At 70.3% G+C, this 19053-nt stretch carries 18 protein-coding genes; 10 read left to right on the top strand and 8 right to left on the bottom strand.

What is annotated here, in order from left to right:
• Window positions 1-156: 156 nt before the first annotated feature.
• Entirely contained in the window at window positions 157-1575 is a 1419-nt protein-coding gene (locus tag HBB12_RS23130) for an amidohydrolase (RefSeq protein ID WP_236991506.1), read from the top strand.
• Between the two features lie 13 nt (window positions 1576-1588).
• Here the strand turns inward: HBB12_RS23130 and HBB12_RS23125 are convergent, their stop codons facing one another.
• Together HBB12_RS23125 and HBB12_RS23120 are read right to left on the bottom strand one after the other, a co-directional pair.
• Window positions 1589-2572 (bottom strand): hypothetical protein, encoded by a 984-nt coding sequence (locus HBB12_RS23125; RefSeq protein ID WP_236991505.1) that lies wholly within the window; start codon window positions 2570-2572, stop codon window positions 1589-1591.
• 88 nt (window positions 2573-2660) lie between these two features.
• Window positions 2661-4031, bottom strand: a complete 1371-nt coding sequence (locus HBB12_RS23120; RefSeq protein WP_236991504.1) for an MBOAT family O-acyltransferase — start codon at window positions 4029-4031, stop codon at window positions 2661-2663.
• Window positions 4032-4395: 364 nt separating this feature from the next.
• On the opposite strand from HBB12_RS23120, the gene HBB12_RS23115 reads away from it, so the two are divergent.
• Entirely contained in the window at window positions 4396-4896 is a 501-nt protein-coding gene (locus HBB12_RS23115) for a Ros/MucR family transcriptional regulator (RefSeq protein WP_236991503.1), read from the top strand.
• Between the two features lie 49 nt (window positions 4897-4945).
• Here HBB12_RS23115 and HBB12_RS23110 read toward each other — a convergent pair whose 3' ends face one another.
• Entirely contained in the window at window positions 4946-6052 is a 1107-nt protein-coding gene (locus HBB12_RS23110; protein WP_236991502.1) for a helix-turn-helix domain-containing protein, read from the bottom strand.
• 17 nt (window positions 6053-6069) lie between these two features.
• Complete coding sequence (locus HBB12_RS23105; RefSeq protein ID WP_236991501.1) at window positions 6070-7554, bottom strand: MFS transporter; 1485 nt, start codon at window positions 7552-7554, stop codon at window positions 6070-6072.
• A 52-nt stretch (window positions 7555-7606) separates the two neighbouring features.
• Here HBB12_RS23105 and HBB12_RS34320 point away from each other — a divergent pair, with 52 nt between their 5' ends.
• Both HBB12_RS34320 and speB read left to right on the top strand, forming a co-directional pair.
• Window positions 7607-7732, top strand: coding sequence for a hypothetical protein (locus HBB12_RS34320; RefSeq protein ID WP_272913295.1), 126 nt, complete (start codon window positions 7607-7609; stop codon window positions 7730-7732).
• Between the two features lie 58 nt (window positions 7733-7790).
• Window positions 7791-8831 (top strand): agmatinase, encoded by a 1041-nt coding sequence (gene speB / locus HBB12_RS23100; RefSeq protein WP_236991500.1) that lies wholly within the window; start codon window positions 7791-7793, stop codon window positions 8829-8831.
• A gap of 25 nt (window positions 8832-8856) precedes the next feature.
• Here speB and HBB12_RS23095 read toward each other — a convergent pair whose 3' ends face one another.
• Window positions 8857-9792: an SMP-30/gluconolactonase/LRE family protein gene (locus HBB12_RS23095; protein ID WP_236991499.1), complete on the bottom strand. Its 936-nt coding sequence runs from the start codon at window positions 9790-9792 to the stop codon at window positions 8857-8859.
• Window positions 9793-9954: 162 nt separating this feature from the next.
• Between HBB12_RS23095 and HBB12_RS23090 the strand changes: the two genes are divergently transcribed.
• From HBB12_RS23090 to HBB12_RS23080, 3 genes are all read left to right on the top strand, one after another.
• Window positions 9955-10788 (top strand): NAD-dependent epimerase/dehydratase family protein, encoded by an 834-nt coding sequence (locus tag HBB12_RS23090; RefSeq protein WP_236991498.1) that lies wholly within the window; start codon window positions 9955-9957, stop codon window positions 10786-10788.
• 27 nt (window positions 10789-10815) lie between these two features.
• On the top strand, window positions 10816-11046 hold the full coding sequence (locus tag HBB12_RS23085; protein ID WP_236991497.1) for a hypothetical protein: 231 nt from the start codon (window positions 10816-10818) through the stop codon (window positions 11044-11046).
• A 248-nt stretch (window positions 11047-11294) separates the two neighbouring features.
• Complete coding sequence (locus HBB12_RS23080) at window positions 11295-11975, top strand: nitroreductase (RefSeq protein WP_236991496.1); 681 nt, start codon at window positions 11295-11297, stop codon at window positions 11973-11975.
• 445 nt (window positions 11976-12420) lie between these two features.
• On the opposite strand, the gene HBB12_RS23075 is transcribed toward HBB12_RS23080, so the two are convergent.
• Genes HBB12_RS23075 through HBB12_RS23065 form a run of 3 tightly spaced genes read right to left on the bottom strand, consistent with a single transcriptional unit; the run spans window position 12421 to window position 15109 of the window.
• Entirely contained in the window at window positions 12421-13296 is an 876-nt protein-coding gene (locus tag HBB12_RS23075; protein ID WP_236991495.1) for an SMP-30/gluconolactonase/LRE family protein, read from the bottom strand.
• Complete coding sequence (locus HBB12_RS23070) at window positions 13293-14303, bottom strand: aldose epimerase family protein (RefSeq protein WP_236991494.1); 1011 nt, start codon at window positions 14301-14303, stop codon at window positions 13293-13295. Before HBB12_RS23070 ends, HBB12_RS23075 begins: the two co-directional genes overlap by 4 nt.
• Window positions 14300-15109 (bottom strand): FadR/GntR family transcriptional regulator, encoded by an 810-nt coding sequence (locus HBB12_RS23065; RefSeq protein ID WP_236991493.1) that lies wholly within the window; start codon window positions 15107-15109, stop codon window positions 14300-14302. The genes HBB12_RS23070 and HBB12_RS23065 overlap by 4 nt, the downstream gene beginning before the upstream one ends.
• A gap of 135 nt (window positions 15110-15244) precedes the next feature.
• Between HBB12_RS23065 and HBB12_RS23060 the strand changes: the two genes are divergently transcribed.
• From HBB12_RS23060 to mmsA, 3 genes are all read left to right on the top strand, one after another.
• Window positions 15245-16003: an SDR family NAD(P)-dependent oxidoreductase gene (locus HBB12_RS23060; protein WP_236991492.1), complete on the top strand. Its 759-nt coding sequence runs from the start codon at window positions 15245-15247 to the stop codon at window positions 16001-16003.
• Window positions 16004-16403: 400 nt separating this feature from the next.
• Window positions 16404-17468, top strand: coding sequence for a multiple monosaccharide ABC transporter substrate-binding protein (gene chvE, locus HBB12_RS23055; protein WP_236991491.1), 1065 nt, complete (start codon window positions 16404-16406; stop codon window positions 17466-17468).
• Window positions 17468-19051 (top strand): multiple monosaccharide ABC transporter ATP-binding protein, encoded by a 1584-nt coding sequence (gene mmsA / locus HBB12_RS23050; RefSeq protein ID WP_236991490.1) that lies wholly within the window; start codon window positions 17468-17470, stop codon window positions 19049-19051. The genes chvE and mmsA overlap by 1 nt, the downstream gene beginning before the upstream one ends.
• Window positions 19052-19053: the final 2 nt, after the last annotated feature.

Raw genomic sequence — 19053 nt, 5'->3', positions numbered from 1 at the left:
GCCACTGAAAATCGTTGCCCCGGGGCATTCGGCCTCCGAGCCGTTAGACCCACAGCCATTCCCACAGCCATTCGCAATTCGCGCGCCACATCCGCTCCCGCCGCGCTTGAGCCGGCAGGCTCCGTGCATGAGGCTCGGGCGCAAGGAGGAACCCCCATGGACAACCGCAACGCCGTCTGGCGCCAGGTCGACACCCACAAGGCCCGGCTGATCGCCCTCTCGGACGAGGTCTGGGGCATGCCGGAGGTCTGCTATACGGAAGCGCGCTCGGCCGCGGCGCATGCCGCCGAATTGCGCCACCAGGGTTTTCGCGTGACGGAAGGCGCCGCCGGCATCCCGACCGCGGTGATCGGCGAGGCGGGGGAGGGCGGTCCGGTGATCGCGTTCCTCGGCGAGTACGACGCGCTGCCGGGCCTGAGCCAGGAGGCGGGCGTCGCCGCGCACAGACCCGTCGAGACCGGCGGCCACGGCCATGGCTGCGGGCACAACCTGCTCGGGTCGGCGGCGCTCCTCGCCGCCACCGCCCTGAAGGACTGGCTCGCCGAGCAGGGGCTGCCGGGCCGCGTGCGCTATTACGGCTGCCCGGCGGAAGAGGGCGGGGCCGCCAAGGCCTTCATGGTGCGCGAGGGCCTGTTCTCGGATGCGGACGCCGCCGTCACCTGGCACCCGTCGAGCTTCTGGGAGGTCGCGCCGCCGCTCTCGCTCGCCAACACCCGGGCCGATTTCGTGTTCACCGGCCGCGCCGCGCATGCCGCCGCCGCCCCGCATCTCGGGCGCTCGGCCCTCGATGCGGTCGAACTGATGAATGTCGGCGTCAACTACATGCGCGAGCACATGCCGAGCGACGCGCGGGTGCATTACGCCTATCTCGAGACCGGCGGCATCGCCCCCAACGTCGTCCAGGCCCATGCCCGCGTGCGCTACTCGATCCGCGCCCGCGACCTGCCCGGCATGCGCGACCTCGTCGCCCGGGTGCGCAAGATCGCCGAGGGCGCGGCCCTGATGACCGAGACCACCATGGAGATGCGCGTCGTCAGCGCGGTCTCGAACCTCGTCGGGAACACGGCCCTGGAGGAGGCCCTGCACGGGGTGATGGAGGATCTCGGCACGCCGCATTTCGACGAGGCCGACCGCGCCTTCGCTCGTGAGATCCAGGGCACGCTTTCCCCGCAGGACATCGCGGCGGTCTATCGCACCATCGGGCTGCCGGTGACGGAGGCGCCCCTCGCCGACTTCCTGGTGCCGCTCGATGCCCGCCGCAACCCGGCGATCGGCTCGACCGATGTCGGCGACGTGAGCTGGGTGGTGCCGACCGTCCAGGCCCATGCGCCGACGGTGGCGGTGGGCACCCCGTTCCACACCTGGCAGGTGGTGGCGCAGGGCAAGACGCCGGCCGCCCACAAGGCGATGGTGCAGGTGGCCAAAGCCATGGCGGCATTGGGCGCGCGGCTCGCCACCGATGGGGACCTGCGCGAGGCTGCGAAGGCGGATCTCAGGGCCCGGACGGGGGCGGAGGGCTACGTCTCGCCGCTCCCGGCGGAGGTGCAGCCGCCGTTGACGATGTCGGTGGGGTGAGGCTCCCGACCCCTCACCGCCCCGCCGCCCGCCGCAAGCCCAGCCGCTCCAGCACCTGGCGGCCGATCAGCGGCGTGTAGTGCAGGTTGTCGAGCCAGGCCGGGGTCGAGCCTTGCGCCGGATCGAACGGGTAGGGATCGCCGAGGGCGGTGAGGTCGAGGACCGGCCGGCCGTGGGCGGCGCAGAGGTGCATCACCGCCTCGCGCCACCGCGAAAAATCGTCGGTGAGCCCGAGCGCGGCGAGCACCCGCCGCTGCGCGTCGCTCACCGGCGACAGGTAGATCGTCAGATCGAGGCCGGAGAGCCGGTCCAGCGCGAGCGCGAGGCCCGCCAGGGTCTCGGGCCGGAACGGCGCGGTGGTGCGCCGGCGCGTGGCGTCGTTCTCCAGGGTCAGTTCTGCGGGGAGCGGCGGGGTGATGCGAAAACCCATTCGGGTCCAGGCGCCCGGATCGTCGCCGCCCGCGACCGCCGCGAGCCGGCTGTCGGTCAGCGCGTAGCGGCCGAGCACGCTCCCCATCAGGGCGGCGAGCCGGCCGCTCGGTGTCGCCAGCGCCTCGTCGAGATGCACCGGCACGCTGGGGCGGGAGAACATGTAGTAGTCGAGCCCGAGCGTCGCCCGCGCCGGGCCCCGGGAAGCGACGATGGCGGCGATCACCGGCAGCTCCGTGGCGATGATCGCCGAGATGCCGGCATTGAACACCCGGCTCGGTGCGAGAGCCGTGACGTCGGCGGGATCGAGGCCGTGATAGACCGTCGAGGAGCCGATCAGCGCGAGGTCGTAGGGCCGCGTCAGCGCCTGCAGCACCTTGGCCCGGCGGGTCTGGCGGTCGAGGAGGCGGCTGTTGCCCCCGGTCGCCGCCCGCCAGGGCGGGTCCTGGCGAAAGACCCAGTAGGCGTCGAACCAGATCACCCGGCCCGCCACTCCGGCGACGAGGAGCGCCAGGAACAGGGCCGTCAGCGCCAGGAAGCGGCGGGCCAAGCAGACTTGCGGTGGCACGCCAACGCTTCGTCCGCTTGGCTTCTGTTCGTGTCGCAGGTTCCTTTCGCAAAACCGGCGGCCACTGTTGCGAAACCTGCTGGGGACCTTAGAAGCGGGCATAGATGAAGGCCTGGTTGGCATCGTTGCCGACCTGGAGCAGGATCGCGGCCATGAGCAGGGCGGTCGCTGCGGCGGCCCATGCCCGAGGGATCAGGCGCTCCACCGCCTCGTGGGCGGTGGGACCGAGGATGGCGAGCACCGCGGCACCAGTGGCGAGGGGCCAGAACGCGGCGGTGCCGCCACTCTCGGTACCGAGGCCGAGGAGCCCGCGATAGAGGCTGAGCGCGGTGGTGAAATCCGGAGCCCGGAACGGCACCCAGGCGAGGCAGACGAAGGTGAAGGTCGCGAGCCAACCCGCCGCCTCCGGCAGGGCGAGACCGGCGCGGCGCCACAGCACGTGGAGGCCCAGCGCGATCCCGTGCGCCGCGCCCCAGGCCACGAAGGTGAGCCCCGCCCCGTGCCACAGCCCGCCGAGCGCCATGGTGGCGAAGAGCGCCAGGATCTGGCGCGGCACGCCGTGCCGGCTGCCGCCGAACGGGATGTAGAGGTAGTCGCGCAGGAACAGCGACAGGGTGACGTGCCAGCGGCGCCAGAAATCCTGGATCGAGACCGCCCGGTACGGCGCGCGAAAGTTCTCCGGCAGGACGATGCCGAACAGGAGCGCGAGGCCGAGCGCCATGTCGGTATAGCCCGAGAAGTCGAAATAGAGCTGGAGCGCGTAGCCGATCGTCGCTTGCGCGGCGGTGGCGAGATCAGGCTGCCCGCCGGCAGCGGCGGCGGCCCAGAGCGGATCGACGTATGACCCGAGCCCGTCGCCGAGAAACACCTTCTTGGCGAGGCCGGCCGTGAGAAGCATCAGGCCGCTTGCGGCGCGGTCGGCGGAGGACGATTCGGGGACGCGCAACTGGCCGACGAGTTCGGACGGCCGCACCAGGGGACCGGCGATCACGCGGGGGAAGAACGCGACGTAGACCGTGTACTCGGCGAGCCCCATCCGCTCCGCCGTGCCGCGCCGCAGATCGACCAGGTAGGCGATGTGCTGGAAGGTGAAGAACGAGATGCCGAGCGGCAGGGCCAGGGAGACGAGCTTCAGATCCGCGCCGGTGACGGCGTCGACCAAGCCGGCGAAGAAGCCGAGATACTTGTAGAGGCCGAGCAGCCCGAGATCGAGGACGATGGCGACGGTGAGGATCGCGCCGCGTCCGCTCCTGAGATAGGCCTCGCCGGCGAGCCAGTTGAGCGCGACGGACACCGCCAGCAGCGGCACGAAAAGCCGGTCCCACCAGCCGTAGAAGGCGAAGGACAGCAAGGCCAGCCAGGCGACGCGCCAGCCCGGCCGCCGGGCGATGCAGAGCGCGTGCAGCCCGAGCGCCACCGGCAGGAACAGCAGCAGGAACGGCAGGGAGTTGAAGGGCATGCGGCGCTCGCCGGTCGTGCGTCGGCGTTAGTGCAAGTCCGACGCCATGGAAAGGGCGGTATGCGAGATTTCACGCCGGTGACTCGACGCTCCTGAGCTATTTGTGCTCATTCTTCCGCCCGCGATCCGCCGGTCCGAGCTTCGTTGCAGAGTAGGGGGGCGTCTAGGCTCCGGACGGCGCAAGGCTTGGGTGCATCTCCGAATTCCCCATGAAGCCGTTGCGCGATGGCAGGCGTGCCCGATTATCAAAAGCATCTGTGGGAAATTCATGGGTGCATGCGCGAGGATGGGTTGAAACCGTGGTGCAATGCCCGATATCGCACATAAGCCCGTCGAACGGGCGCGTAAGTTAGGATGATTCTCCGTGTCGCAAGAAGATCTGGTCCAGGAGGTCGATTTCGTCGCCCTCGCCGCTGACGTCGTATCGGCCTACGTCGCCAACAACTCCGTTCCGGCTGCCGACCTCGCCAGCCTGATCGGCACCGTGCACAGCGCCTTCGTCTCCCTCGGCCAGCCGGCCGCCAAGGAGGCCGAGAAGCCCGTGCCGCTGATGCCGATCAAGAAGACGGTGACCCCGGACTACCTGATCAGCCTCGAGGACGGGAAGCAGTACAAGTCGCTCAAGCGCCACCTGTCGACCCGCGGGCTCACCCCCGAGGAGTACCGCCGCAAGTGGGGCCTGCCGCACGACTACCCGATGGTCGCCGCCAACTACGCCGCCCAGCGCTCGGAGCTCGCCAAGAGCATCGGGCTGGGCCGGGGCCGCAACGTCGCCGCCGCCGCCAAGCGCGCCGCGTCGGATGCCGTCGTGAAGGAGCCGGCCGACACCAAGACCGCCAAGCGCGGCCGTCCGCGCAAGGCGTGATCGTCCGGCGCGGCCGGCGGGGGCCGGCCGCGCCGTTCACGGGACCGCATCACAGGAGCTCGCCGTGCCAGGCCGCGAGGCCGATCGGCGGGCCCGCCGCGAGCCTCCGCTGCGGCGCGCCGACCGGGACAATCGAGGCCGGGGAGGACCCGGTGCGCAAGGAGCGCCGGTATTCCCCGGGCGGGATGCCGAACGCGTCACGGAACAGCCGACCGGCATGGCTCGGCGAGGTGAAGCCGGCGGCGCTCGCGAGTTCGTCGATGCTGCGCTCCTCGTCGGCCCGGGACAGCGCGCGGCGCAGGCGCGCAATGCGCTGCTGCTGCACGAACCGGGCGACGCCGCCCACCGGCTCGAACAATCGGTAGAGCACGCTGCGCGACACGCCGGCCCCGGCCGCGATCGCCGCCGTGGTGAGGTCGCGATCCGCGAGATGCCGCTCGATATAGGCGAGGGCGCGGGCGCGGGCGCGGCTGCCCGCGACCGGCGGTGCCAGCGGCGCATGCCTGTCGCGCAAGGTGGCCAGGGTGGCGCCGAGCATCAGGCACAGCGACTCGGTCGCGGCGGCGGCGATCTCCGGTGTCAGGGCGACCGCATGCGCGGCGAGCGAGCGCGCGAAGTCGATGACCAGCCCGGCCTCGCGCGGGCCGAGGACCAGGCCGTGCAGGTCGAGGCCGTCCAGCGCCGCGGCGTCGAACCGGTCGCGGGCGATTGCCGCGGTGACGATGCGCGCGCCTTCGGTCCAGGTGCGCTGCGGCCGGGTGAGGTCGAACAGGGCCAAGCTCCCGGCCTCGACCCGACGGATCGCGCCGGGCACCTCCAGCATCATGCTGCCCGACAGGACGAGGTGGAGGGTGACGTGGTCGAAGCCGTCGCGGGCGACCCGTCGCGGCGCCCGGGCATGCGAGACGCCGGCCAGCCGGCGGTCGAAGAGCAGCATCCGCGGCAGCCGGTGGGCCACGACCTCGATCCGCAATCGGCCGGTGAAGGAACCGCCGGAGGGGTCGGCCAGCCGCTCGACGTCGGCCCCGCCGCTATAGAGCGCGCGATAGGCCTCGAAGGCGTCGTCGTGGGCCCGGTCGTCTTGGACCCGGTCGTCCTGGGCCTGATCGTCATAGGTCCGGCCCGATGGGCTCGGCTCGAGGGTGATCGTATCCATCGCGCTCGCGGACCCGCTCAGCGGGCGGCCCGCGCCTGTCCGGTCCCGGGTCTCGCCCCAGTGCCCTTAAGGTAGGGCGCTCCCAGCAGAAGGGCAATGATTCCTAACGCATAGGCCAGAGAGCAGGTCGCCAGGAGCGCGCGGCCGAGCCCGGCCTCGCCGAAGACGCGGTCGGCCAGGAAGCCGACGAGCGGCGGGCCGAGCCCGAAGCCCGCCAGCGTGACGCCGGCCATGAACGGGGCCGTGACGCGGCCGCGCAGGGACCGCGGCGTCATGATCTGCAGGCCTGCGAGCGCCGCCACCGAGCCGATGCCGAGGCAGAAGACCAGGGCCGCGAGGGAAGCCGCCGCGAGGGGAAGGCTGTCCGCGAGGCAGACGACGCTCAAGAGCGGCGGCGTCCCGACGAGGACGCCGAGCAGCGGCCGTCCGCCGGACAGGCGGCGCCTCGGCGGACTTGCGTCGGCAGGCCGACGCTTCATCCGCCGAGGTTCTTGTCGTGTCGCAGGTTCTCGTCGCGAAACCAGCGGCCACGTTTGCGAGATCCGCTTGGCTCCGCGGTCGAGGAGGCGCCCGCCGGCGATCTGGCCGAGCGGCGCGGCAACCGCCACCACGAACCCGAACAGCATCCCGGCCGAGGAGAGCGGCAGGCCGAAGCGCCGCACCAGCAGCGTGACCGCCCAGGCATTGGTGGTCTGCACCACCAGGGTCACGGCGGCCCCCGCGACCATGAGGGCGGCGTAGGCCCCGGCATGGCGGGCGAGCCACGGCCCGACCCGCGCCCGCGAGGGACGCCGCTTGCCGCCGCGGCCGGGATCGTCGAGCCGCAGCAGCACGGTCATGAGGATCAGGTTCGGCACGGTGCTGAGGACGAACAGCACCCGCCAGGCCGCGACCGGCGCGGCGAGGCCGAGCACCGGCACCATCGCCGGCAGGAGGGCGAGGAGCCCGCCGCCGAGCACCAGGGCCGTGCCGCGCCCCAGGACCGCGCCGGCGGTGTAGAGCGCGACGCCGTGCCCGATCCGGCCCCGCCTCTGGTGCGTGGCGATGAGCGCGAGGGCGGCCGGGGTGAGGGCGGCCTGGCCGAGGCCGAGCATCAGCCGGGCGAGGACGAACTCGGCGAGGTCGGTCGCCAGCCCGCAAGCCAGGGAGGCGAGGCTCCAGACCAGGATTCCGGCCGCGATCAGGCGCGGGCGGTGGACGCGGTCGACCAGGGGGCCGGCACCGAGCGAGGCGACCGCGTAAGCCGCCACGAAGGCGGTGCCCTGGGCGAGGCCGAGTTCGAAATCGCTCAAGCCGAGATCCGCCTTGATCGCCGGGGCGACCAGGGCGGCGATGAACCGGTCCGCGAAGGCCAGGAGATGGGCGCCCGCGAGCAGCCAGACGCCGGGCCAGGTGGGGGCCAGGAAAGCAAGGACGGGAGCAAGGATGGGCGCAAGGATCGGGCCGGCCCGTCGGCGGCGGGGACGGGGGCCCGGAGGGGCGTCGGGGAGGATGTCGCCCATCGATGGCGGCCTTCACGATCTCGGCGGCGGATAAGCGGATGACGGTGTCCTGATGCCCGTGTCCTGGCCCGCCGGTACCCGCAGGGACAACGGGCTTGCCAGCATGGCCGGCCTGCGCTCTTGTCGCGGCCGGGTGGCGCGGGCCGAGGGCACGCCGGGCGCGCCGGGGCCCTCGTAGGCCGACCCCCCGAGTGCCGTGCCCGCGCGCCCTGGCGGGCCCCACGACCGGAGCACCTATGGATCAGGCCAAGCTCGCGGCCCTTCGCGCCCGCTATCTCGACGCGACCGGCGGCGACATCGACGACCCGGATTTCGCCAAGGCGGCGCGTCAGCAATTCAGCGAGAGCGACCGGCGCAAATGGCCGTTCGCCGATGTCGCGACCTTCCTCGGCCTGCCCTACCGCCCCGAGGCCGCGGCGCTCCCCGATTTCGGCGGCCTCGACGTGGCGCTGATCGGCGTGCCGATGGATCTCGGCGTCACCAACCGGGCCGGCGCCCGCCACGGGCCGCGGGCGGTGCGGGCGGTGGAGCGCATCGGCCCCTACGAGCACGTGCTGCGGATGACGCCGGCGGCGGAGCTGAAGGCGGCCGATATCGGCGACGTGCCGTTCCGCAGCCGCTTCTCCCTCGAGAGCTGCCACGAGGACATCGAGGCGTTCTTCGCCACCGTGGTGAAGGCCGGCGTGGTGCCGCTGGCGGTGGGCGGCGACCACTCGATCAGCCGCGCCACCTTGCGGGCGGTCGGTGCCGACCGGCCAGTGGGCATGATCCACATCGACGCCCATTGCGACACCGGCGGCGTCTACGAGGGCTCGAAGTTCCACCATGGCGGGCCCTTCCGCCAAGCGGTGCTCGACGGCGTGCTCGATCCGGCGCGCACGATCCAGATCGGCATCCGCGGCGGCGCCGAGTACCTGTGGGAGTTCTCGTACGTCTCCGGCATGACCGTGATCCACGCCGAGGAGGTGCCGCAGCTCGGGCTTCCCGCCGTGATCGCCCGGGCCCGCGAGGTCGCGGGCGACGGCCCGACCTATCTCTCCTTCGACGTCGACAGCCTCGATCCCGGCTTCGCCCCGGGCACCGGCACGCCGGAGATGGGCGGGCTCACGCCCCGCGAGGTGCTGGAACTGCTGCGCGGGCTCGCTGGGCTGAACTTCGTCGGCGGCGACGTGGTCGAGGTGGCGCCGCAATACGATCCGACCAGCAACACGGCGCAATGCGCCGCGCAGGTGCTGTTCGAGCTCATGTGCCTGGTGGCTGCGGGGCGGCGGGTTTAGCGACCCCGCCTCGGTGTGGCCGGGCTCACCCCCCGGCCACGCCCTGCGCATCGACGTAGACCGCGTAGAGCGACTGGCTCGCCGCCATGAACAGCCGGTTGCGGTGGCGGCCGCCGAAGCAGAGGTTGGCGCAGCGCTCGGGCAGGCGGATGCGGCCGATCAGGGTGCCTTCCGGGTTGAACACCATCACCCCGTCGAGGGCGTCGTCGCCCATGCCCCAGCCGCACCAGAGGTTGCCGTCGGTGTCGCAGCGGAAGCCGTCCGGCGTGCCGGGGCCGGCATCGATGTGGACGCGCTGGTTGCTGAGCCGTCCCCCTGAGACGTCGAAGGCGAGGATGCGGCGGTTCGGCTGCGCCCGCGACTCGACGAGGTAGAGGATCGATTCGTCGGGGGAGAAACACAGGCCGTTCGGTCCGGCGAGGTCGGTCGCCGCGGCGGTGAGCAGGCCCGTGACCGGGTCGAGGCGGTAGACGTTCTGCGGCAGTTCCGGCTCGGCCCGCTCGCCCTCGTAGTTGCCGAGGATGCCGAAGGGCGGATCGGTGAACCAGACCGCGCCGTCGGAGGCCACGACCACGTCGTTCGGCGAGTTGAGGCGCTTGCCCTCGTAAGCATCGGCGAGCACCGTGATGCTGCCGTCGTACTCCGTGCGCGTCACCCGCCGCCCGCCATGCTCGCAGGTGACGAGGCGGCCCTGGCGGTCGCGGGTGTTGCCGTTGGCGAAGTTCGACGGCTTGCGGAAGGCCGAGACCGCGCCGGTCTCCTCGTCGAAGCGCAGGATGCGGTTGTTGGGGATGTCGCTCCACAGGAGGGTGCGCCCGTCGCCGAACCAGACCGGGCCCTCGCTCCAGCGGCAACCGGTGGCGAGGCGCTCGACCCCGGCGCTGAACACCCGGTAGCGGGCAAAGGACGGGTCGATGACCTCGATGGCGGGGTCGGGATACCGGATCGTCGGCGTCCACATGCGGCGTTCCTCCTTGCGTCTCGGGTTCTTGGCGGCGGAGCTATGCGGGAGGAGCCGTCCGATGCAAGCGGGAGCGCCTCGACGGCGGGCCGCCGCTCGCCGATGATGAGCGTCGAGCTCGCGCCGCTTCGAGCGCGCCCCAACGATGATACGGGAGGAATCATGAGCGAGGCAGCGGGGATCCGGGTCGCCCTGTCGGGGGCGGGCGGGCAGATCGGGGCGGTGCTGCGGCCGCGGCTGCTGGCGGCCGGCCACGTCCTGCGCTCCGGCGGCGGGCCGACGGCGCTGACGCCGCTCTCCGACGCCGAGACCGTCACCACCGGCGACCTGCGCGACGCCGAGGCCGTCGACCGGCTGCTCGCAGATACCGACGTGCTGGTCCACATGGCCGGCACCAGCGTCGAGAAACCCCTGCCGGAGGTGATCGACAACAACCTCGTGGCTCTGCAGGCCGTCTACGAGGGCGCGCGCCGCCACGGCGTGCGCCGAATCGTCTTCGCCAGTTCCAACCACGCCTTCGGCATGCATTCGGTGGACGAGCGGCTCGCGATCGATGCGCCGTTCCGGCCCGACGGCGCCTATGGCCTGAGCAAGGCCTGGGGCGAGCTGATGGGCCGGATGTACTGGGACCGGCACGGCATCGAGGGGGTGGCGCTGCGCATCGGCAGCGCCCTGCCGCGCCCGACGGAGTTCCGCCATCTCTCGACCTGGCTCGGTCACGACGACCTCGGCCAACTGGTCCTGCGCAGCATCGCGGCGCCGATCCCCGGCTACGTCGCGGTCTGGGGTGCCTCGAACAACCCGCGCAGCTACTGGGACAACAGTCAGGCCGCGGCCGCGATCGGCTACCGCCCGACGCAGTCGGCGGAGGATTGGGCCGAGGAGATCTTAGGCCAGGAGAACCCCCTCGATCCGGTCGCCCGTACCCTCCAGGGCGGCAGCTTCACGACGATCGACTACACGCCGCAGGACCGGCGGCCGGGGCGAGGCGGGTGACGGCGGCGCGAGCCATCGCCGGGAGCAATGTCCGACGAACCGGCGCGGCGGGAGACGATCTGCGCCGAGATGCCGGAGCGGCCGATTTGGTACGTCCACGGGGCGCTGAACGGCCGGGTCCATGCCATGGCCGTGCAGGCCCGGCAACTCGCCGCAGAACACCCGGCGATCCGCCTGCGCATGGTCTACGAGGCGCCGGAGGCCGCCGACCGTCTCGGCGTCGATCACGACGGGATCGGCCGGATCGCCCCCGACTGACTCGTCGCCCATACCCCGGCGGACGAACCGGAAGAGGCGGCGTGAGAGAGGATCGGTCGGGTCGCCCCCGCTCGCCGTGATCCCGAGCCCCGGCCGCCACGCGAGCGGCCGCCGGGGCTCGGTCGTCTCCCCAGTGTGATCTTCACGGATCGCCCCCGGCAGGTGGCGCGCGGGGCGAGGGCGGCTAGGGTGGTTCGCTCCGTCGGCGCCGGCCATGCCGACGACGATCTGAATGGGGGGAGACGACCATGACCGAGCGCAACGCGGTCGAAGCGGCGATCGTGAGCCGGCGCAGCGTCCGGGCGTTCCGGCCTGATCCGGTGCCGGAGGCGACGCTCCGCGACCTGATCGCGCTCGCCGGCCGGGCGCCGAGCGGCAGCAACATCCAGCCCTGGAAGGTCCATGTCGTCACGGGCAACGCCCTGCGGCGCCTCACCAATGCCCTCTCGGCCGCTCATCAGAGCGACGAACCGGAGGCCCGCGAGTACGAGTATTATCCGGTGACCTGGCGCGAGCCCTATCTCGGCCGGCGCCGGGCGCTCGGCTGGCAACTCTACGGGCTCGCCGGGATCGAGAAGGGCGACCGGGAGGGCGCCAAGCGCCAGATGGGGCGCAACTTCACGTTCTTCGGCGCCCCCGTCGGCCTCGTCTTCACCATCGACCGCGACCTGGAGCAGGGCAGCTGGCTCGATACCGGCATGTTCCTCCAGACCCTGATGCTCGCCGCCCGCGGCCGCGGCCTCGATACCTGCCCGCAGGCGGCGATCGCGAGCTATCCCGGGGTGGTGCGAGAGGAACTCGGGATTCCGGGGAGCGAGATGGTGGTGTGCGGGATGGCTTTGGGGGTTGCCGATCCGAAGGAGCCGGTGAATGCGTTGCGGGCGGAGCGGGAGGCGGTGGAGGTGTATACAGTGTTCCACAAAACATAAGCCGTAAATAAATCATTTTTCACACTGTGAATAATATATATGAAAAATATGAAGTATTATATTGAGAGATATATTATATGAATCAATATTTATTTTTATCATGATTCATTTATATTTAATCCTAGCTGTGATCGCCGAGGCGTTATAGGATTCAAATTTTACCGCATTGTATCTTAAAATTGTTGTTGATTGAATCTAATAAATCCAATATTGTCTATCAATAAACTTTTTTATAAATTGAAGGAGGATTACAATGACGCCGATACAAGAAAAGAAATCGGAGAAAGACAGCCTCCGACGATTATATACGCCGGCGGCTACGATCCGTCAATCGGGGTGCCTGCATATGCATTCGGAATGACAAATAGAATGGATAATTTATTGCAGTACGTCATCGATGCGCTTGAGCGGCGGACAGTAAGCTACAGACAAGTCGACAATGTGACTACGCCACCCGCACCACCGGCTCGAACCGCCCCTTCACCTTGACCGGCACGGTGAAGGTCCGCCCGGCGAAAAGGTCGTCTGTCCGGCCCGGGTCGAGGCCTTCCGTCGCCGAGGTGACCACCAGGGTGTCGGCCTCCGGCCCGATGAAGGCCGGGCAGGTCACCTGGCGAGCCGGCATGGCGATGCTGCGCACCCGTTTCCCATCGGGGGCATAGGCGTCGAGACTGGCCCCACCCCAGCGGGCGTTCCAGACCAGGCCCTCTTCGTCGATCACCGCGCCGTCCGGTGCGCCCTCGGAGGCCGGGATCGTGACGAAGACTTGGCGGTCGCCGACCGGCAGGCCGGTCGCCGGATCGGTGGCGATGCGCCAGATCGTGCCGGCCTCCGAATCGGCGAAGATCGCGCTCGTGCCGTCGGCCGAGAACGCGATCGCGTTCGGGATGGTGAGGCCGGAAAACAGCGTCCGGACCTCGCCGCGGAAGAACCAGTAGATCGCGCCGAGCCCGGCTTCGGCCTGTCGGCCCATCGTGCCGAGCCAGAGCGCGCCGCTCGGATGGACCCGTCCGTCGTTGGAACGGGTCTCGGGCCGGTCGGCCTCGAGGGGGGTGAGGAGGCGCATCCGGCCGGTTGCGATGTCGCGCAGGTAGAGGCCGTCCTCGGCGCCCAGCAGCAACGTGGCGTCGTCGACCCGCGCCACCATCGAGGCCATCACCGGCAGGTCGTGCAGGATGGTCGTGCCGCCCGAGAACGGCCGCTCGCACAGGTGCTTGCCGATGATGTCGAGCCAGTAGAGCCGGCCGAGGCCGGGATGCGCCGCCGGCCCCTCGCCGAGGATGCAGGCGCGGTCGCAGAAGATCCCGGCCCAGCCGCTCATCGGGGCGTCTCCCGGGTGAAGCGATACTCGATGATCTGGCGGTAGGTCTCGCCGGGGCGCAACACGGCGCTCGGGAAGTCCGGATGGTTCGGCGCGTCGGGATAGGCCTCGGGTTCGAGGCAGAAGGCCGTGCGGGCGGCATAGCCCAGGCCCGCCTTGGGGAGCTGGGTGCCGTCGTAGAACTGGACCGCCGGGGCCGTCGCCAGCACCGTCAGCGCCACGTCGCTGCCTGCCGCCGTCACCCGGGCGACCGGCCGTGGCTCGGCGACGGTCTCGCGCCCGAGCACGAAGGCGTGATCGAAGGCTCGGGCGCCGATGCGCGTCGGCTGGCGCAGGTCGAAGGGCGTGCCGGCGACCGGGGCGATCGTGCCCGTGGGAATCTGCGCCTCGTCGACCGGCAGGTAGGCATCGGCCGGGATTGCGATCACGTGGTCGTCGATCGACGGGGCCGGAAAGCCAGTGGGCGGCAGCTTCAGGTTGAAGTAGCTGTGGTTCGTCAGGTTGACGAGGGTCGGCTTGTCCGTCCGCGCCGTCAGGATGGCGCGCAAGGTGCCCGAGCCGGTGATGGCGTAGGTGCAGGTGACGTCGAGCGCGCCAGGATAGCCCTCCTCGCCGTCCCCGGCGCGGTAGGTGAGCGTCAGGCTGCGCGCCCCCACCTCCGCGAAGGTCCAGTTGCGGCGCGAGAACCCGGCCGCGCCGCCATGCAGGTGGGTGCGGCCGGCCTCGTTGCGGGGCAGGTCGCAGGCCACGCCGTCGAGGGTGAAGCGCCCGCCGGCGATGCGGTTGGCGAAGCGCCCGACGGTCGCGCCGAATTGCGGGGTCTTTTCCACGTAGTCGTGAGGATCGTCGCGACCGAGCACCATCGGGTGTCCGCGGAAGTCGAGCCGGCGGAGCACCGCCCCCAGGCTCAGGATCGCCACCCCCAGCCCGTCGCCCTCCAGCCGCGCTTCGAGGATCGGGCTGCCGTCCGGCATCGTGCCGACGGGGACGGGATCTCGGGTGCTCATGAACGATTCCTCACGGGACCGGATTCCTCACGGGATTTGGCCGGCGGCATCGGGCCGGCACTAGGGTAGGGCGCGGGGCCGGCAGTCTCCACCGCCGCGGCGCCGTTCCGGAGCCCGTCGCGCACCACCACCTTGGTCGCCCGGGCGGCGGCAGCGGGGTTGCCGGCGCGGATCGCCGCCGCGATCGCCGCATGGGCGCGCCAGGATGTCTCGTGCGCGTGCGGGTCGGTCGGCCGGCTCATCCGGAAGACCACGTCGAGGGCGGCCTCGGTCACGGCGCCGACGGAATGCATGAAGAGGTTGCCGGACGCGTCCGCCAGCGCGAGGTGGAAGGCGAGGTCGGCGCTCGCGAAGGCCGGATCGAGGCCGGGTGCCGCGCGCATCGCGGCGACGCAGGCCTCGAGGGCCTCGACGTCGCCGTCGGTCCGGCGCTCGGCCGCGAGCGCCGCCGCCGCCGGTTCGATCGCCAGGCGGATCTCGGCGAGGTCGCGCAGGAAGCGCCGGTCGATCCCGGCATCGAGGGTCCAGGCCAGCACGTCGCGGTCGAACAGGTTCCAGGCCGCCCGCTCGCGCACCCGCGTCCCGACCCGGGTGCGGGTCTCCAGCAACCCCTTGCCCGACAGGGTCTTGATCGCCTCGCGCAGGACGGTGCGCGACACGCCGAAGCGCGCGAGCAACACCGGCTCGGCCGGGAGCACGGCGCCTTCGGGAAACTGCCCGGCGACGATGCCGGTGCCGAGCGCCCGGGCCACCCGGGCGTGACCCGGACCCTGCGATGACACGATCCTGGCGCCGGTCTCATCCAAGGTTGCATCCTCCCCGTGATTTTCGCCTCTTGCCCGGGCGTCAGGATTCCGCGATAAGGGCCGGGTCGCTGAAATAGTCATATTAAATGATTTTCAGTGCGTCGAGCGATCCGACGGGCTTCGAGGGAGGAAGCGTTGGCGGCAATCTATCCGGACCTGGCAGGCAAGGTCGTGGTGGTGACGGGCGGCGGCTCCGGGATCGGGGCGGAGCTGGTCCGGCATTTCGCCCGGCAGAAGGCGCGGGTCGGCTTCCTGGACATCGCGGACGAGCCCTCGCGGGCGCTCGCCTCCGAGCTGGGGAGCCAAGGCCTCGCCGTCGCCTTCGAGCATGCCGACGTCACCGACATTCCGGCTCTCAAGGCCGCGATCGGCCGCATCCGCGACCGCTTCGGCCCGGTCGACGTGCTGATGAACAACGCCGCCCATGACGAGCGCCACGCCACCGAGGAGGTGACGGAGGCCTATTGGGACGGCCGCATCGCCGTGAACCTCAAGCACCAGTTCTTCGCCGCCCAAGCGGTCCTGCCCGACATGAAGGCGAAGGGCGGCGGCGCGATCGTGAATTTCGGCTCGGTGTCGTGGATGATCGGCCAGGGCGGCATGGCGGCCTACACCGCCTGCAAGTCCGGGGTGATCGGGCTCACCCGCTCCCTCGCCCGCGATTTCGGCCCCTTCAACATCCGAGTCAACGCGCTCGCGCCGGGCTGGATCATGACCGAGCGCCAGCTCGCCCTCTGGGTGACGCCGGAATCCGATGCCGAGATCAACGCCCGCCAGTGCCTCAAGCGCAAGCTGGTGCCGGCGGACGTCGCGCGCTTTGCCGTGTTCCTCGCCTCGGAGGAGGCGGGGGCGTGTACCAACCAGCATTACGTCGTGGATGGTGGGTGGGTGTGAGGAGGGGGCTCCCATGAGCGCGTCCGGAGCCGGTCATGACGCGGGTTTCCCCTCCCCCCTCTGCGGGGGAGGGTGCCCCACGGAGTGGGGCGGGAGAGGGGCAGCGCGACGCTGATCCAGGTGGTGTCCTTCACAAAGGTCGCGACCTCTCCGGAAGCGGCGTCCCCTCTCCCGGCTCGCTCCGCTCGCCACCCTCCCCCGCAGAGGGGGGAGGGGATGACCCGAGCCATTCCCTGATCTGAACGGTTCCGAGACTCCCCCGGCGGAAGTCTCAAGCTGTCCTCACCCACCAGCCACACGACAGAAACACCGATCCCGGCAGATGAGCAGGCCACAATCCTGCCGGGCCCCACTCACCGGCAGCTCCGCACGACCAAGATGCGGGGATTTGGGAGGACACATGAAGTCGTTCGTCGCCCTCATCGGCGGAGCCCTGATGGCTGCCGCGATGCTCGCAACCCCGGCGGCCGCCCAGCAGAAGGGCAAGATCGGCGTCTCGATGCCGACGAAGTCCTCGGCGCGCTGGATCGCCGACGGCCAGGGCCTGGTCCAGGCGCTCAAGGCCAAGGGCTACACGCCCGACCTGCAATACGCCGAGGACGACATCCCCAACCAGCTGTCGCAGATCGAGAACATGATCACCACCGGCGCCAAGGTGCTGGTGATCGCGGCGATCGACGGCACCACCCTGTCGGACGTGCTGCAGCAGGCGAGCGACCGCGGCATCAAGGTGATCGCCTACGATCGCCTGATCCGCGGCTCGAAGAACGTCGATTACTACGCCACCTTCGACAACTTCCAGGTCGGCGTTCTGCAGGGCAGCTACATCGTCGACAAGCTCGGCCTCAAGGACGGCAAGGGACCGTTCAACATCGAATTGTTCGGCGGCTCGCCCGACGACAACAATGCCTACTTCTTCTACGACGGCGCGATGTCAGCGCTCAAACCCTACATCGATTCCGGCAAGTTGGTCGTGCCGAGCAAACAGCTCGGGATGGACAAGGTCTCGACCCTGCGCTGGGACGGCGCGGCGGCCCAGGCCCGGATGGACAACCTGCTCTCGGCCTTCTACGGCAACAAGCGCCTCGACGCGGTCCTGTCGCCCTATGACGGCATCTCGATCGGCATCATCTCGTCGCTGAAGGGCGTCGGCTACGGCTCCCCCGACCAGCCGATGCCGGTGATCACCGGCCAGGATGCCGAGATCCCGTCCGTCAAGGCGATCATCCGCGGCGACCAGAGCATGACGGTGTTCAAGGACACCCGCGAGCTCGCCAAGGTGACGAGCGACATGGTCGACGCGATCTCGACGGGGGCCCAGGTCCCCGTCAACGACACCAAGACCTACAACAACGGCGTCAAGGTGGTGCCGTCCTACCTCCTGAAGCCCGTGACGGTCGACAAGTCGAACTGGGAGAAGGTCCTGGTCGACAGCGGCTACTACAAGGCCCAGCAGGTCAAGTGATGGCGGCGTCCCCGGCCTTGGCGGTGGTGCCCGAAACCTCTCCGATCCTGGAGATGCGCGGCATCACCAAGGCGTTCCCGGGCGTGAAGGCGCTCGACGACGTCAACCTCGCCGTCCGCGCCGGCGAGATCCACGCCGTCTGCGGCGAGAACGGGGCCGGGAAGTCGACCCTGATGAAGGTGCTGAGCGGGGTCTACCCCGCCGGCTCCTATGACGGCCAGATCCTGTTCGACGGCGAGGAGCGCCGCTTCACCGGCATTCCCGACAGCGAGGCGCTCGGCATCATCATCATCCACCAGGAACTCGCCCTGGTGCCGCTCCTGTCGATCGCGGAAAACATCTTCCTCGGCAACGAGGCGGCGTCGCGCTTCGGGGTGATCGACTGGCCGCTCGCCATGGCGCGCACCCGCGACCTCCTGGCGCGGGTCGGCCTGAACGAGGCGCCCGAGACGCTGGTCACCGATCTCGGCGTCGGTAAGCAGCAACTCGTCGAGATCGCCAAGGCGCTGTCGAAGCGCGTGCGGCTCCTGATCCTCGACGAGCCGACCGCCTCGCTCAACGAGAGCGACAGCGCGGCGCTCCTCACCCTGCTGGAGGCATTCCGCGCGCAGGGCATCACCTCGATCCTGATCTCGCACAAGCTCAACGAGATCGCCCGGGTCGCCGACAGCGTCACGATCCTGCGCGACGGCGCCAGCGTCGAGACGCTGCCCCGCGAGGCGATGCTGGGGCCGGACGGGACACTGAACGAGGACCGGATCATCAAGGGTATGGTCGGGCGCGACCTCGCCCACCGCTACCCGCCGCGGGAGGGTGTGGCGATCGGCGAACCCCTCCTGGAGGTGACGGGCTGGAGCGTGCGCCACCCGCTCCATCCCGATCGCCTCGCGGTGGAGGATGTGAGCCTGACGGTGCGCCGCGGCGAGGTCGTCGGCATGGCGGGCCTCCTCGGCGCCGGGCGGACCGAGTTCGCCATGAGCCTGTTCGGCGGCGCCTACGGCCAGCGCGTCGCCGGCGAGGCGCGCCTCAAGGGGCAGCCCGTCGATCTCGGCAGCGTCGAGAAGGCGATCCGGGCCGGCCTCGCCTACGCCACCGAGGACCGCAAGGGGTACGGCCTCGTCCTGCACGAGGACATCCGCACCAACGTGTCGCTGGCCAATCTCGCGGGCGTCGCGGCACGCGGCGTCATCGACGAGGACCGCGAACGGGCGGTGGCGGAGCGCTACCGCGAGCGCCTGCGCATCCGCTCGTCCGGCATCGACCAGGCGACGGTGAATTTGTCGGGCGGCAACCAGCAGAAGGTCGTCCTGAGCAAGTGGCTCTTCGCCGATCCCGACGTGCTGATCCTCGACGAGCCGACCCGCGGTATCGATGTCGGCGCCAAATACGAGATCTACGCGATCATCAACGACCTCGCTGCTCAAGGAAAGGGCGTGCTGATCATCTCGTCGGAGATGCCGGAGCTTCTGGGGATGTGCGACCGCATCCTGGTCATGAACCGCGGCCGCATCGTCGGCGAACTCTCCGCCGCTGAGGCCTCGCAGGAGGCGATCATGCGGGCCATCGTCACCTCGGGAGGATGAGA

The organism is Methylobacterium sp. SyP6R, assembly GCF_019216885.1.
Classification (GTDB): domain Bacteria; phylum Pseudomonadota; class Alphaproteobacteria; order Rhizobiales; family Beijerinckiaceae; genus Methylobacterium.
The sequence above is the reverse complement of the archived record's forward strand: the minus strand, read 5'-3'. Positions and strand labels throughout refer to the sequence as shown.